The sequence below is a fragment of the Paenibacillus sp. A3M_27_13 genome, assembly GCF_024213315.1.
GTDB classification, from domain to species: Bacteria; Bacillota; Bacilli; order Paenibacillales; family Paenibacillaceae; genus Paenibacillus; species Paenibacillus polymyxa_B.
The window spans coordinates 153,874-170,278 of the sequence record NZ_JANAVE010000011.1 but is presented as its reverse complement, the minus strand read 5'-3'; the positions used below and the strand labels follow the sequence as shown (position 1 = coordinate 170,278).

Annotated in this window: 13 protein-coding genes and 2 pseudogenes; 7 read left to right on the top strand and 8 right to left on the bottom strand. The window is 39.8% G+C overall.

Features of this window, described 5'->3' with window-relative positions; genetic code table 11:
- The first annotated feature begins 13 nt into the window (after nt 1-13).
- From NLX82_RS25355 to xerS, 6 genes and pseudogenes are all read left to right on the top strand, one after another.
- Entirely contained in the window at nt 14-736 is a 723-nt protein-coding gene (locus NLX82_RS25355; RefSeq protein WP_023988771.1) for a thioesterase II family protein, read from the top strand.
- 129 nt (nt 737-865) lie between these two features.
- Nucleotides 866-1,186: a short-chain dehydrogenase gene (locus NLX82_RS25350; protein ID WP_023988770.1), complete on the top strand. Its 321-nt coding sequence runs from the start codon at nt 866-868 to the stop codon at nt 1,184-1,186.
- A 288-nt stretch (nt 1,187-1,474) separates the two neighbouring features.
- Nucleotides 1,475-2,682, top strand: a pseudogene (locus NLX82_RS25345) (IS5 family transposase); the annotation flags it as partial.
- 260 nt (nt 2,683-2,942) lie between these two features.
- A complete protein-coding gene (locus tag NLX82_RS25340; RefSeq protein ID WP_254349226.1) occupies nt 2,943-3,284 on the top strand; it encodes an SPASM domain-containing protein in 342 nt (113 codons plus the stop codon).
- Entirely contained in the window at nt 3,281-4,231 is a 951-nt protein-coding gene (locus tag NLX82_RS25335) for a phosphotransferase enzyme family protein (protein WP_023988769.1), read from the top strand. The genes NLX82_RS25340 and NLX82_RS25335 overlap by 4 nt, the downstream gene beginning before the upstream one ends.
- A gap of 196 nt (nt 4,232-4,427) precedes the next feature.
- Entirely contained in the window at nt 4,428-5,498 is a 1,071-nt protein-coding gene (xerS, locus tag NLX82_RS25330) for a tyrosine recombinase XerS (RefSeq protein WP_023988768.1), read from the top strand.
- 338 nt (nt 5,499-5,836) lie between these two features.
- On the opposite strand, the gene NLX82_RS25325 is transcribed toward xerS, so the two are convergent.
- Both NLX82_RS25325 and NLX82_RS25320 read right to left on the bottom strand, forming a co-directional pair.
- Nucleotides 5,837-6,145 (bottom strand): hypothetical protein, encoded by a 309-nt coding sequence (locus NLX82_RS25325; RefSeq protein WP_068938394.1) that lies wholly within the window; start codon nt 6,143-6,145, stop codon nt 5,837-5,839.
- 332 nt (nt 6,146-6,477) lie between these two features.
- Nucleotides 6,478-7,392 (bottom strand): helix-turn-helix domain-containing protein, encoded by a 915-nt coding sequence (locus NLX82_RS25320; RefSeq protein ID WP_069079925.1) that lies wholly within the window; start codon nt 7,390-7,392, stop codon nt 6,478-6,480.
- A gap of 498 nt (nt 7,393-7,890) precedes the next feature.
- Here NLX82_RS25320 and NLX82_RS25315 point away from each other — a divergent pair.
- Nucleotides 7,891-8,097 (top strand): annotated as a pseudogene (locus NLX82_RS25315) (MFS transporter); the annotation flags it as partial.
- Between the two features lie 293 nt (nt 8,098-8,390).
- Here NLX82_RS25315 and NLX82_RS25310 read toward each other — a convergent pair.
- The 6 genes from NLX82_RS25310 to NLX82_RS25285 form a co-directional block, all read right to left on the bottom strand.
- Entirely contained in the window at nt 8,391-9,653 is a 1,263-nt protein-coding gene (locus tag NLX82_RS25310; RefSeq protein ID WP_023988695.1) for an acyl-CoA dehydrogenase family protein, read from the bottom strand.
- 280 nt (nt 9,654-9,933) lie between these two features.
- Nucleotides 9,934-10,194, bottom strand: a complete 261-nt coding sequence (locus NLX82_RS25305) for a hypothetical protein (RefSeq protein WP_023988693.1) — start codon at nt 10,192-10,194, stop codon at nt 9,934-9,936.
- A 140-nt stretch (nt 10,195-10,334) separates the two neighbouring features.
- Nucleotides 10,335-11,744, bottom strand: coding sequence for a DHA2 family efflux MFS transporter permease subunit (locus NLX82_RS25300; protein ID WP_081326325.1), 1,410 nt, complete (start codon nt 11,742-11,744; stop codon nt 10,335-10,337).
- A 473-nt stretch (nt 11,745-12,217) separates the two neighbouring features.
- Nucleotides 12,218-12,445, bottom strand: a complete 228-nt coding sequence (locus tag NLX82_RS25295; protein WP_226887817.1) for an FtsX-like permease family protein — start codon at nt 12,443-12,445, stop codon at nt 12,218-12,220.
- A 581-nt stretch (nt 12,446-13,026) separates the two neighbouring features.
- Complete coding sequence (locus NLX82_RS25290) at nt 13,027-15,684, bottom strand: ABC transporter permease (RefSeq protein ID WP_254349225.1); 2,658 nt, start codon at nt 15,682-15,684, stop codon at nt 13,027-13,029.
- Nucleotides 15,681-16,367, bottom strand: coding sequence for an ABC transporter ATP-binding protein (locus NLX82_RS25285; protein WP_254349224.1), 687 nt, complete (start codon nt 16,365-16,367; stop codon nt 15,681-15,683). The genes NLX82_RS25290 and NLX82_RS25285 overlap by 4 nt, the downstream gene beginning before the upstream one ends.
- Nucleotides 16,368-16,405: the final 38 nt, after the last annotated feature.

Here is a 16,405-nt window from a genome sequence, read left to right as displayed (position 1 = left end):
AGGGGTAGATATAATGGATAAGATTAAATTGTTTTGTCTGCCGTATGCAGGAGGTTCTGCAGCAGTATATAAATATTGGGAACAATACTTGCATGATAGGATTGAGCTTTTCCCGATTGAGCTTGCGGGAAGAGGCAGCAGGATTGGTGAACCGTTTTACGGAAGTGTTGAGGAAGCGCTTGAAGATATACACCGTATTATCATAAGCAACCTTGAAGAACAACCTTATGCGTTGTTTGGCCACAGTATGGGCAGTGTACTTGTATATGAACTTGCCTATAGAATAAAGGAGCTCGGACATCCATATCCTGTCCATATGTTTATTTCCGGCAGATATCCTCCGGGTTTTGTAAGTAAGAAGAAGGTACTCTATGATTTGCCGGATAAGGAGTTTGTGGATGAGGTATTTAAGCTGGGAGGCACGCCCAAAGAGGTTCTGAAAAGCAATGAATTAATGGAGTTGTTTTTACCGATACTCAGAGAGGATTTTAGAATTACTGACACATACAGGCACATTGAAAAAAACGCTAAGCTTGACTGCGATATAAGTGTATTGTGGGGAAAAAGAGAAAAGGGAGCCACTATTTTTGACGTTGCAAAATGGCATGATTATACGTCCAAAAGTTGTAAAATTCATATGTTTGACGGGGATCATTTTTTTATACACGATTACAAAAAGGATGTAGCAGCAATAATAAATAGTAGTCTCATCGACTTTGCAGACAATGGTATGTGAAGACTGAAGTTTATTTAAAATTTAATATGAAATCAAGAGGCTAAGTTTTTAGGTTGACTTTAATGACCTGTAGACTTAGCCTCTTTCCAGTCTAATCAAAAATTTCAAGAAAGTAGAACCTACGTCCTATTGGAATTATTTTCATGTTTCTGTATTACGACGAAAGCAGCGCTCCATTCCTATACGCTATCCCAACGGTACATGCTTAAAGACACATCGGTGAAAATCCTGGAAATTGCGCCGCCAGGGGTTCAAACGTATTTCAATAACGATCCGAGCTCTATGCTACTAGCATCATTCATTGATGAAACGATGAAGGTACTTGGTACGGATGCGGACGAGGTTCTAGTGGAAGAAGCGAAAGTATTTCGAAACAACCCGGGCCCGAACGAAGGTATTTTTGTGAACCAGTTAAACAATATGATGTTTGAGCCGCCAAAGGGTCATTAATCCGTTTAATACTTAGCGTATATTTTCGTTAATTATCTCAACTCGCTTTTAGAAAATCCTTGATTATCAAGGGCGTGTACATCGAAGACATGTAAACAACGTATTCGCCTTGACAATGAGCCTCGCGGCATCGGAGTCTAAACACGTGCGCCGATGCCCATAGGACACGGTTTACCTAGGGCTTGCTGAACGAATCAAAACTCCAACAGGCACAAGGGTTTAGGGCCTCTTATGTCGAAGGAAAACGGGGCAGCCCCGTGAAAAACCGTGCACTTGGAGGCGTCAGGACTGTATCAGCGAACCGAGAACCAGATGAACCTGCCCGTCGACTTTTTTCTGCCGTTCGGCGGAAAGCTCGCAGAAGATAACCGCTGGGTGCTGCTGGCCCAGATGATTCCGTGGTGGATGCTCGAAGAGAAGTATGCGAAAAACTTCAAGAAAAGCCTCAAGGGCCAAAAAGCCGTTTCGATCCGTATCGCGCTCGGCGCACTCATCATCCAGGAGCGGCTTGGCACCGATGATCGGGAGACACTTCGTCAGATTCTGGAGAACCCGTATCTGCAGTACTTCCTCGGTCTGCCGGAATATCGGTACCGCCGTCCGTTTCATCATTCTCTCATGACGCATTTCCGCAAGCGATTGGGTGGCGAAATTCTGGATGAAGTGAATGAATGGATCGCTCTGGAAGAAGCGCGCAAGTGTCGGATGATTCATCGGACGACGATGAACCTGGCAGCGGAACTGACGCAGCGTCCGGTAAGCCTTCAGAAACGCAGCCACAGCAGATGGAACTGACGAACGAGGGCGAACTGCTGCTGGACGCTACCTGCGCGCCGGCGGATATCGCCTACCCGACGGATTTGTCGTTACTGAATCAGGCCAGAGAAAAGCTGGAGAAGATCATCGACATCCTGCACGAACCGGAACGTGGAAAGACCCGCAAGCCCAGAACATACCGAGAGCGTGCCCGCAAAGCCTATCTGGCGGTTGCCAAGCAGCGGCGCGTGAAGCCGCGCGCGATACGAAAAGCGATCGGCAAGCAGCTCAGGTTCGTTTCCCGTGATCTGCGCATGATCGCCGAACTCGCCGATATGACGAGCGGCCTGCCGCGGCGTTTGTACAAGGAACTGCTGGTCATTCAAGAGCTTTATCGTCAGCAGCAAACGATGTATGACAAGCGGACACACAGCATATCGGATCGGATTGTCAGTATCGCACAGCCACATGTCAGACCGATCGTGCGCGGCAAAGCCAGGGCAAACGTCGAGTTCGGAGAGAAGCTGGCGATTAGCGTGGTGAACGGCTACGCTTTCCGCGAGCATCTGTCGTGGGATAGCTACAACGAAGGGCAGACATTGCAGGACGCCGTAGAGCGTTACCGCGCCAGATTTGGTTATTATCCCAAAGCGGTGCTGGCCGACCAGATCTATCGAACCCGCGACAACTTGCGCTTCTGCAAAGAGGGAATTCGCTTAAGCGGACCGCAGTTGGGTCGTATTAATAATGGTTTCGCATTTTCAATAACCTTAGATATAGTCGAGCATTTCATAACTACACTCACCTAAAATCACTTTGCGATGATTCGCTGCTCTCATCAGTTGGAGTAACTACAGACAATCTCTTTGTATTAGCAAAGTTAACATCAATTAAAGACTTTATGAGATTATTAATAAATTTACGCCGACCAATCGGAATTATTGGTTCGATTTCAACTTTACGGGAATACGGGTTTCTCAGTTATGAATCTGTTAATTCAATGGACATTACGATATATCCGATTAAAAGTGAAACAAGCAATTTTTGGAACACAATTCCAGAAAATCCAATTAACCAGTGTGCAAATCATTTAAGATTATATATTGATGGTGATGGTTATATTTATCCTTGCTATGGACTAGTGGGGCTGAGAGAGTTTTCTTTGGGTAACATTAAAGATGGTTTTGAGAATTCAACTTTTGTAACAGATAATTACGATTTAGATTTATTAGAGTTAAAGAGAAATGGACCGAAGCTACATGAAAGTACAAATCAGCTACAACGAGTATCAACACTTCCTTGGATTTGTGAACGTCATAGAATGGAGTTGTTAATGGATTGAAGTATCATTCAAATACTCAAACATTGTTATTTCACCTTGATTCTATATTTCCACACATGAAAATTCAAGAATTACTCCCACTATCATTAAATAGAAGTTATGTATATAAAGCCATCACAGCGCGTGAAGATTTTCTTTTGAAGATTCTTCCTATCAACTCTTTGGATAGATTACAACGTGAATATCTTGCTATACAAACACTATTTCGCGAAGGAGCTCCCGTACCACGTCCCCTCAAAGAAGAGAATAATATAATACAAATTAATGAAGTGGCATTTATGGCAAGGGCTTATGAGTTTGTTGAAGGTCATGCACTACAAATTAATAAATCCAATTTCTTCTCACTAGGCACTTCAATTGGTCATATACACAATATTTGGGATAAGATGAAGAAGCCGAGTTGGCTCCGAGATATTACAATTAATGAGTTACTATATAACTCATTGGACGCAATAAGAAATTCTTACAATGATTGTGAAAGTCTCTTATTGACTGAACGACTAACAAGCACAATAGCTGTAATATTAGAAAAGTATAACGATGAATCTTTATTTGGATGCTCACATGGGGATGCACACCACTTAAATGCAATACAAACAACTCTTGGACAAACTGTGATAATCGATTTTGAAGATGTTGGTTGGCAGTGGAGAATATATGATCTAGCGACTGCAATCTGGGGCACTTTTGGGAGAGGGGGGACCCCTGAAATTTGGAAAGAGCTTATTTCAGGGTACTCCTCTATACGCTTTTTAAACCAGGAGGAGGAAGGCCTAATACGTTTCTTAATTTTTGCCCGTCATTTATGGTGGCTAGGCTTACATGCTAAGAACTGGAATATGTGGGCGCGACAATATTCAAAAAAACATTTTTTCGAGTCAGGGATTAATTTGTTAATAGCCATAAGCAAAGATGTTTGTGGACTTAAGGTGCTGGGTGGTCTCTAACAGTACATTCTCTTAGGTATTCGTTTGCAACGCGACATCATAAGGAAAATAATAATGTACCTAAACCAAGGAAGAGACCAGTTTAATTACTTGGAAGTATTTCGACCTACTGTGACCTCATTTGATAATTACGTAAAATATAATTTTGACGAATATTTATAACTGAAGTATAATAATTTACGGAGGTTATACATATATGGATAAACAAATGAAAATGCATTACATGAATCGAATCGATGAAAAATTGTCTGATCTTCCGTGGTTTATTACGGAATTTATTGATAGTAGAAAACGAAAACTTTCTCCCACAACGCTTCTGAACTATTGCCATGACTATATTATTTTTTTTGATTGGTTAGTTGCAGAAAATTTTACTGAAGATAGCCGTAAAAACATTAAATTAGCTACTTTGGAGAAACTAACGATTCGTGAAGTGGAAAATTTCCTATCTTTTTTGGAGTATCAACTAGGCAATGCCAAGCTAACCATCAACCGTAAATTGTCCTCACTAAAATCCTTATTTGATTACTTACAGAACAAAGCTGAAACAAATGACTTAAAACCATATATCCAGCGCAATGTTATGGCCAAAATGGATTTAAACGTGATTAAAGAAAGCCAAGAAACCATTGCCAATCGTATTGATGGGAAAATTCTTAGAGAAGACGATTTTGAGTCATTTAGGCAGTTTATAGCTCATGATTTCGGAGAAATCAATAAAGAGAATAAACGTATTTTCAATTTCCATCAATTTAACCGTGAACGAGATACAGCTATTGTTTCCCTCATTTTAGGTTCTGGTCTTAGGCTCTCTGAGGTAGCAGGTATTAACATTGAAGATTTAGATATGAACAAAGCTTTGGTGCGTGTTATACGAAAAGGCAATAAAGAACAATACGTGTATTTCAGCAAGCAAGCGTTACTAGATTTAGAAAATTATCTGCAGATTAGAGAATCCAGATATATCCCAGAAAAAAACGAAAGCTTTTTGTTTATTGCAGCTTCCATAGGTCGTAAAGGAAAAAGCCGACGTTTAACGCAGCGATCTATTGAAAAACTAATCGAAAAGTATGCTTCAGCTTTTGGAAAACCAGCATTAACCGTGCATTCTCTAAGACATTCATTTGCAACGCGCTATCATTTAGAGAACAATGATGTGCCTAGATTGAAAAACCAATTAGGACATTCCTCAATACAAACAACCATGATCTATACACATTTAACAGATGAGGAAATGAGGAAGGCAGTCAATAATATGGATAAGTAATGTAGAGCGCGTCAAGTAAGTGACACTAAATTGCCTACCTGACTGGGAGAATGACACAAAGTTACCTACTTGACTGGGTGAGTGACACAAAGTTACCTACTTAGCTTGATAAATAAAAAAAATTACCTCATTCGCTTGAAGAAAAAGAACTAAGTCACTCAAAAGTATGATTTAACTACTAAAGTAGGGAACTTTGTGTCATTTTAGTAGGGGATTTTGTGTCAATGTACAATGTACATCACGAGAGGAAAATCGTGCTGTTATGCGTTTCTCTATATACATATTCACAAAACTCGTATTTTGTACACATGTATATAAATCGGTTTTACCCCTTGTTTTTAAGGTTTTTGCCGTTCTTGTTGATTGACACAAATCTCCCCTCGTTTTTGACACCAAAGCAAGGCAATCGTTGTAGATAGAATACTGAATAAAGTTACCTTTCCTGTACCAAATCTATGCAATAATCTACTTGCAAATAAACTGGATACAACAGTACAAAACGAGACCGTTAACGATATATAACCTGCCATTTCTGTTGCGGCGCCGATATCAAATTTCATAATGGACCATGCACTGCCAAGTAAGGCATCTGGCAGTCCGAGACCTATAAATACGAGGTAAATAACTATAAGTAGTACCGTAACCATCTTCGTTCTCTCCTTAATTTGTGTGGAATCTTTAATTGTGCGTTTTCTGTGTCTTGCCGGAACAATATGTCCGGACCAGTTCGTATTCCTCTGTTAAGCCTCTATTTTATTCTTTCAAGAAAACTACAATATATTTGTTTGAACATTTCTTCCTCTTCATACTCAATTAATTTCAAAAGTCTGATAATTAGTAAATCCCTAAACCAACGATTCAAGATACGATCTTCTCCTTTTTAAACTTCTTATTTTATATTATCGCTACACTTAAATCGAAAAAGAATGAGTTGCCAAGAAAACAGGCTAATCACATATTTTTAGCAGAAAATTACATGCTATTCCTTCAACCCCTCCTCTCTTCGCTTAAACTGTTGTCTAAACTCCGACGGTGGGAGTCCAAACCGAAGTTTGAACACTTTGGAAAAGTGAGCAACGCTTTCGAACCCAGTAGTGAAACAGACATCGGTAGCAGACAGTGACGTCTCTAACAGTAACTTCTTAGCTTTATCCAACCTCCTATTGCGAATCCATTTCAACGGTGAGGTATGATATATTGCCTGAAACTCCCGTTTGAACGTTGACAGGCTTCTACCAGACAAATAAGCCAGATCATTGAGGGATACGGGATTTGTGAAATTTTCTTCCATAATCTTATCGATACTACTGTTCCTATCATGGTTAGATAGTTGCAACAGTTGATATTGAAAATGATCATTTGAGTCTACCAGGTGAAATAGAAGTTCCATTAACTTGATCCGAACGAGTGCATCTCTAACATCGTCTGGGTTGTCGAAATAGGGTTTTAAAGACTCAATGTAAGATAGAGTGAGGTCATTAACCTTAATAATGGATACAGGAACTTCACCGTTCACTGGATAAATCGGTTTTAAACCAGCGAATTGGACAAATTCCTCAACCAATTTCTCATTCAGGAAAAACATCATATAATTAAGCATGTATTCAGAACCGGGTTCCCCTGATTTCTCGTATTCAACCAGCATAGACTTGTTAATAAACACCATTTCATTGCTCCGGACGATATACTCTTGATCTCTAAAACGTACCGTGTAAATGCCCGATTTAACAAACAACAAAAGATGTTCCTTCAGGAAGCATGTTCCTATATCACCTTGTGTATGCAAATAAAATTTAATGACGGATAACCCGTTCTGCTTTAGACTTCCTTTTTTATCTGGTGCACTTTCCAGCTCTTGCGGAGCTTTGATCAACTTGCTAGTTCTCATGGACATTAGGAATCCCCCTTTTTCTCCTACATCACCTTAAGGATAATTTCGTAATTAGTTAATAGAACTGGAATTGACTTCCCTGAGATTTAGTTGGATTTCCATCCGTAAGGTCTTGCGTTCTAACTTTACCTATAAGATAACAGGAAACAGTAATAGATACTTTACTCCTAGGCTCAGATCATTTGTTCATTTAGCTCAAAATTTAATAAGAGCGCAATACCTCATGTCGTAATCCTAACTCTCTAAATATGTTAGCTGAGCTATAAATGCATTCAAATCAAGTTCTGTTCTTCTCGGATGTCATATCATAATCCTCCTTGGTATGTATTAAAAAGCTATTAATTTCATCGGAACCCTGCTGTTCATTTTGTATTGTGAGATCAATATTTCATCTTTTAAGAATTTCAGTATAATGATTATTTTTTTCGAAAACTTGCATGATTATCCTCAAATGTATATCTAGTCTACATTTGTAGACGATGTGAAAAGGGAGAATACTTAATGAGTACCGCCGGTGTCGTTATTTCAAGCAGCAAGATCGATTTATACAAAATCAAAAGAACTCCGATATTGGTAGCATTAGTTATAGGTGCTTTTATAGCAATTCTTAGTGAAACTTTGTTAAGCAATGCATTGCCTGAACTGATGCAGGAATTTGGAGTGACAGCTTCAACCATTCAATGGCTTACTACCGCTTATAACTTAGTATCATAACCAATTTCACAATTTTGAGTTTAACTTAGTATTTTTTAAGCGCTTCAGAATTAATCTCGAAATTCATTTATTATTTTTGTGGTATATGTTTTAGGAACAGCAACGTCTTTCATTTTCTTTACCGTGTTGTGAAGTAAAGAATAATGGATTTAACTTTACCTTTATTCTAGGAACAATGTGACAATATTTTACCAGACAATATACAAATAAGAAGCCACTGATTTCCCAGATCAGTAGCTTCTTATTCATGTAATAGACTTATTCTGACTTAGCTTGTCGTTAGTTCCTTATACTAGCTCCTTTTTATGAGTATCTCTTATTACATGTGTACTGCTTAGCGTTACAATATGCTGTGGTTCCAGCCCTAGAAGCACTCTTCCGTACAGTTCCATGCAAGTAGAAGCTGTGGTAAACGCATGATTAGCCCCACCACGAATATCGCGGAATATTTGGGATAGTCGGTTCGAATCCAGTATTACACTTCCGCCGCTTTCGACCACTAACATTTCAACGGCTTCCCAACATAACATTGCCGCATATCCAATATCCGTTTGAACCCGCGCGAAGTTTTGTTGATCTAGGAGCTCACAGTTCTTTTCATAAGTCTCTAGAATTTCAACGGATCGATGGATATGAAGATGAGCAGATTCGATCTTCATGGCTGCCAGTCCTACCTTGTACTGGATATGTCCAATTTCTGCCTGGGATTTGTGGATTGTCATGGCTATTCCCTTATGGGGTGCCTTTTCAACAAAGTGTTCCAACGCTCCTCTTGCAAGTCCCAGAATTGTGCTAATTCCTGTTGTGAGACTGGTTATCAAAAATAAATAAGGTTTGAATCTGTCTTCGCCTTTTAGATGCTGCAGCATGCTTTCATCAACTTGCTCTGCATCCTCATAAGCGACAAACTCATCAGAAATAAAAACATCATTCATTTCCAAACTGTTACTTGCCGATCCTTTTAGGCTCATCGTGTGCCAATCATCAATAATTTTAATTTCATCCATGGGAACAACAGCAAGCTGCATTTTGGGATCTTGCTGCATTCCACTCGCATCCTTTAAATTTAACAATGCATGTGTTGCATGCTTAGACCCGGAACCAAAGGCCCAACGACCATACTCAACCAGATAACCTCCCTCAACTTTCCTCACCACTGTTTTGATGGCTTGAAGTACCGAGCAGAATCTCACTTCGTTGACTTGATTGAAGATTTTACTTACCACATTTGAGGGTAGTAGCTGGGATGCACTATAGTTATTTCCATTTAAATTTTGAATCACCCATCCAACAGAACCATTGCCTTTCGCAACTTCAGAGACAATTTCAATCATTGCCCTTATGCTAACTTCAAATCCACCATATTTCTTCGGTGTTCTGAGCTTAAAAAGTCCTGCACTTGAAAGCTTTTCGATAACTTCTTCCGGTATGTGCATGTTTTTATCAATTTCCGTACCATATTCCTTTAAGAATGGAACTAATTCCGTAGCATTCTGAAGAAGTTTTTGCTCTTCATTGGTAAGTGAAATTACTTTACTTAGGTTTGACATTCCAAACACTCTCCTCTTTACACGTATTAGATTTTAATATGGATCATGATATAAAAGACTCTTAAACTATTCTTATATCGATACAATTCAATTTCGGGTTATTCATCCTCGCGCTATATCTCATCATCATGTACCTCAATAAACTTCTAGTTATTTGGAAGACAGTACTTTAAAATAAAAAATATGACGACGAAGAGGATAATCTCGTTGCATTATTTTGATCATCCGTCCTTTAACCTCAACGATTTCAACAGAACCATCTTTGTGTTCCATGTAGAAATCAGGTGTATACACACGTTTTTTTATACTTCTTGCCACAGTGTTCCACAGCCTGCATGATCTCAAAGGTTTTATGAAGCTCTAGCTTATGAAGGTAACCTGCAATAATTAAAGGAACAACCCGCTTATTATAGAAGCGCTCCTCCGCTTGGCTATCAAATGTAAGACGTTGAGTAGGTAAAGGCTCCCGAGGCGGTTCTCGAATTTTCACATGAGGGTTCGATGTAAGGAATTCTATGAGATCGGCTTCAGACATATGCATAGACTCACCTCTTCTTCATTTGCGATGTTCACCCTCCAACAAATGAAATAGAAGAGCGAATAGATAATCGTAAATAATCTATTCGCTCTTACACCTTTTAATAAATCTGTGGTTGAATCAACAATGCTTCTTGAGAAGCATTATGACCAATCGGAGTCTCCTGACCACTTTTGGACTTTCACTCGTCTAACAAATACGCCAAGAACAAGGCCGGCAAGGGCAACAAACATCACGAAGAATAATGCGTTCTGCATACCAGCCGTCAAAGCCAATGTTGCATTAGCCGGGTTTGAAGGATCAGCAACATTGTTCATAAAGTCTCCTACTCCGCTTGTCATGACACTAACCGCCATAGCAATCCCGATCGCTCCTGCAATTTGCTGCAGCGTGTTCATAATAGCCGTACCATCCGGGTACATCTCAGCAGGTAGCTGATTCAGACCATTCGTCTGAGCAGGCATCCACACCATAATAATTCCAACCATCAGACAGGTATGCAAGACGACAATCAATGCGATTGACGATGCAACCGTAATATCAGAATAGAACCATAGGGTGGCCGCAGTTAGAATTAGACCAGGAACTACCAAAAACTTAGGTCCGAATTTGTCAAAGAGCGACCCAACAACAGGAGAAAGCACAGCTGAAATGATGCTGCCTGGAAGAAGAGTCAATCCAGCTGTCAAAGCACTTAATTCAAGAACACGAATCAAAAACATAGGAAGAACAAACATCGCTGCAAGATCAACACTCATACAAATGAATACTAGCGCCGTACCGATGGCAAACATCGGGTTTTTAAGTGTTCTTACGTTCATAAGAGGTTCTTTCATGTTCAGTTGTCGAATGACAAATAGTATCAATGCAACAACACCGGCGATCAGAGATACAATGACTACAGGGTTACCCCAGCCATGATCTCCTTCTCCAGCAGTACTAATACCGTAAACCAATCCTCCAAAACCAATTGTCGACAAAACCAGAGAGTAAATATCAATACGTGGTTTAGTTATTGGTGCTACATTTTTTATAAATGTAACGCCTATCACCAAAGCAACCACCAGAGTCATTAACGATACCCAGAATATCCAGTGCCAGCTCAGATTATCAATCAATAGACCTGAGGTGGTTGGACCTAAAGCAGGTCCCGCTGTGAACACAAGAGTGACCAGCCCCATCGCTTTTCCGCGTTTCTCGGCTGGGAATATAATGAGAGCAGTATTAAACATCAAAGGAAAGAGCAGGGCTGCTCCAGCAGCTTGAAGTATCCTTCCTAATAGCAATATATCGAAACTTCCCGCCATAGCACCTATTGCTGACCCTACGATTGAAATAATGACTGATGTCAGGAAAAGTTGCCTCGTTGTAAACCACTGTATCAATAATCCTGAAAGGGGAACTAAAATTCCCAGTGTGAGTAAATAACCACTTGATAACCACTGGACCGTGGACTCCGTAATTGCAAACTGATTAATTAAATCGCTGATAGCGATATTAATTGCTGTTTCATTAAACGTACCTATGATACCTGCAAGCATTAATGCGAACATTATGGGTAAAACTTTAACATTTGGGACCTTTTGCTCTTCTGAAATAGTTCCTGATTGCAAAACCTTCACTCCTCTGTGTCTTTCTAATTTTCACTGCATAGCATAAACAAAGCATTACAGAATACCTTTACTTAGAAATAATGTTTACCAGAACCGCCATGACAGGTAGCGCATTGTGTTATGTGTATATGTAAACCTCCTCTTGCATACTTATCTCATTCTCTCTCCAAATCTGTAGAGGAGAACTTTCAACTTTTTGATAATAACACACGCATGTCAAGTCCCCCCCCTAAACCAAAGGAAAAGTCAACCCCCTTTTTTTTGAATCTCTAAAACAAAAAAAGCCGCGATCTATGCGACTTTCTAAGTGATAATCTATTTTATAGTTATCTACGTTTCCTTTCTCAAAGCCTCAACGATACTCGTTTGATTTAATCGATACATCGGCCAAACTGTAGCAACGAGCGTTGTTGCTATGGCACCTGCACAAGCAAGAACAATGCTGCCCCTAGAATCGTCCAACCTACATCGACAGCACCTTTGAAGAGACGATGTATACCATAGCTCAATACTGTTCCGAGTATACTACCGTATACCGCAGCGTATAGGCCGTAAAATACGCCTTCCAACAGAATCATTTTCTTTACATTACGTTGTGTCATGCCGAGGGCTTTAAGAACTGCAAATTCTTTGGTACGCAGAATGACATTGTGCTGACGGTGTTCAGTATATTCAGGAATGCAATCAGGACAATGACACCAATAAATCCATATAAAAAGATCCTGGCGGTTGTCGCGTCGTTCTTGGCTTGAGCAAGTTGCTCCACTTTATCTGTTTAACTGTACCCCTTCTATAATTTTATTCTAATACACGTTATTAATGGGGAAACGTTCCTACAATTGATTTTCTTTGTCACCTCTCCGTTTACCCGTGTTTCCAAAGTATAAGCTACAAGATAGAAACTTTGCTTAGATAATTATCTAATCCGCAATGACAAAATGTTCTTGTCCCGCGACAAATGTCTACATCACTTTGGGCACACTATTTTACGTAATTACATATGAGAATATAGTTACATTATTTTTGGATCAATCTACTAGTAAGGATTTTATATCATTAGTTATATCAGATGTTAGCAGCTCATAGCCGTACCGTCCCCCGCTGAATCACTACTGAAATATTTAAAGAACGATTTAACAGGCACCCCATATGATTAAAGGGTGCCTGTTTTAAATTCATTATTTTTAGCTGGCTTTGTGTTACACTTTTTAACCAACCGATCCTAGTTCTCACTCCGGAGAGCATCTACGATACTAACTTTATTCAACCTGTACATCGGCCCAATCGTTGCGACGATCGTCGTAATCATCGAACCTGCGAAAGCGATGCCGATACTGTACCACGGGAACACCCAATCTGCATCCAAAGCACTCGCAAAGAGAACTTGTATTCCATAATTCAGCGTCGTCCCTAGGATAATTCCGATCACGGCGGCAAATAGTCCATAAAATACGCCTTCTAAAATAATCATTTTTCTCACTTCCTTCTGGGTCATGCCGATGGCCTTGAGGGTTGCAAATTCTTTCGTACGAAGAATTAGATTCGTACTTACTGTATTTACAATGTTCAAGAAAGCAATTAGAACAATGACACCGATAAAACCGTAAAGCAAGATACTAAAAGTCTTTGCATCGTTTTTAGCTTGAGCGACCTCTGCCACTCGATCATGGTAGTTAAAACCAGCGTTTTTATCAGTTAATGATTTAAGATAGTCCGTTATAGGATGATTTGATATATCGGGATTAGCGAGGATAAATATTCTGGAATAAGTGTCGCTACCCATAATCTTGGAGTATACTTTCGGCGTCGTAATAAATGAAAGATCTTGACCTGTACTATATTTCTTCGATAACAAATCTTGATCGACAATTCCGACCACAGTCACGGTTTGATATTCATTATGATTTCCGTCAATTGTTCGGATTTTGATGTGATCTCCAACCTTAAATTGGGTTTGATCGAGAATTAGTCGTTTGCCTTCTTCTGTCATCATCATTATTTTTTGTAGGACGATAACGCCATTCTCTTGGTTCATTTTCTCTTTGTCAATCTTCCCGGCCGTGAGTTTGGATTGCAGAGCATCCAAGCCATTGTCTCCGTAGGACACAAGGAAATTATTATCTGTTCGATACCCTTCCCCTTCGGCAACGATGTATCGATCCTTATGAAATCCATAATATATGGGATTGATCTTATCCTTAGGGATGATTGCATCTACTTGATTACTGTAAAATTTGTAGGCTTGTTGAACAGCATCAAGCTTAGAAACATCCCGATACACAGTATCGTCTATTCGACTTGAAGGACCATCATAGGAAAGCGAATAAGAATACTGCGCACCCGAGAGCTGTGTTATTTGCTGCATGAAATCAACCAAACCACTAAAGACAATAAATAAAATAATACTAATAATCATGGAAAAGGCTGTAATCCGGAAACGTTTCTTGTTCCGTTGCAAGTTTCTGCTGGCGAATTGCCCTACGACGCCAAACAGCTTTTTAACATACAGAGACTTTTTGACCTTTGTGATATTTTCAACCTTCGAGCTTCCCGCATTTTTCAGCGCTTCAAGAGGATATACGCGAGCTGCTTGTTTTGCTGGTCCAATAGCGGAAAGGTATACGCTCAGCAAGCCCAATAAACCGGCAGAGATTAGAATCGGTAGGGAAATGACCATTCTCATATCATTTAAGAAACCTAACGTTAACAAGCTGATATTGTAAAACAATACCTTCATAAAAAGGGTTCCTGTGAGAATCCCGATGGGTATGCCGATCAAGCTTATCAGGGTTGCTTCTTGCATCACAATTTTGCGAATTTGGGCTGGTGTAGCTCCAATGCATCTTAACATACCGAATTGTGAGATCCGCTCCAGTACAGAAATATGAAAAATATTATAAATCATTGCAATCGTACAAATCATTATAATCGCAATGACAGCAGCGAAAGTTAGGATTAAGCTGTTATTCACACCTTCATAAATGCTTTTTCCATACAATTTAAGCAGTTCATTATTGTACTCAATTCTTACATTTTCAATAAAGTTATCCCTATCCAGTTGCATAGCGGAACCTTGTTCGACATTACTCAGCTGTAAAGAGGACCTCAAGGCTTCCGTCTTTTCTTTGATGTTCTTCAAAGATTTCATTTTGACGTAAATAAAGTAATTTTTGTAGTTATCGATACTCTTGTTATCATTGAAAGTAATTGCAGGAAAGATGTATCCGGAAGACCAATTCTCTTTGCTTGACGGCTTCATAAAGCCTACAACAGTATATTCTCTTTGGGATTGAGCTTGGAAGGCTTCGTCAAGATCCCAACCATAATCGCCAAGTCCGTTAATCTTTTTGTCTTCACCAGTTGACGCCACCTTCCGGATTCCAAGGTTTAGCGTAATTGTTTCGCCAAGCTTTGGTTTTTTTAAAAAATAACTCAGACTCGAAGATGAAAGGATAATTTCATTCGAATTTTCCGGGTACCTGCCCGAGTCTAGCTGTGACTGAAGCATGTTCATTGCATTCGCATTATATCCCTTGACATTCAAGTACCGGTAGGGTGCGGCAAACGGATCTTCCTTCTTTTCCTTCTCTTTTGTTTCCCTAAGGACAGCATATCCTTCTCTACTGATGACGCCGGCACTTTTTACGGCTGCATTGTTTTTGACTTTCGGGATTGCTTCTCCTGAAATACCATTGAAAGAGACGTGGTAATCTCCGAAGTCCTGCATGGTTTGTCTGACTGACTTATCCCAATAGCTCATCCCGATTGTTCCAATGGAAGTAAACAGTGTAACCGACAAGATTATACCTAAGATTGTAAGCATCGATCTTTTTTTCTGTCCCTTTAAATATTTTCCAGTAAGATCTGTGTAGCTTTTCAACTTTCACTCACCTCATTTGCCTGTAGAAGGACTCCGTCTTCGATTCTTACGACTCGATCTGCGATTTTAGCAATATTCAAATCGTGCGTGATCATGATTAACGTCTGATTATATTTTTTAACTGAAAACATAAGTAAGTCCATAATATCCCTGCTGTTTTTACTATCCAGATTTCCGGTAGGTTCATCCGCCAAGATAATTGACGGTTTATTAATTAACGCACGGCCAATCGCCGTTCTTTGCTGTTGTCCGCCTGACAATTCGGATGGAAGATGATGTCTCCGCTCGGCCAGACCTAATATACCCATTAATTCCTGAACATAATTTTCATCTACCCTTTTGTTCTCTAATAGCATCGGTAACTTGATATTTTCCTCTGTAGATAGGACCGGGATCAGATTGTATGATTGAAAAATAAATCCAATTTTCCGTCTTCGGAATACAGCGAGCTCCTCTTCACTTCTGGAGTAAAGATCCGTACCATCGATGATGACCTGTCCACTAGCCGGGCGGTCCACTCCACCTAGAAGATGCATTAAGGTACTTTTTCCTGATCCACTGGCTCCTACGATGGCAACAAATTCTCCATGTTGAACAGAGAAATTGACATTTTTTAAAGCTTCAACCTTTGCCTCTGCACTTCCATAGGTTTTACACAAATTAATAGTTTTTAGTATTTCCACCTGTTTACCTCCTGAGCTAATGTTTCACTTTGTATGTT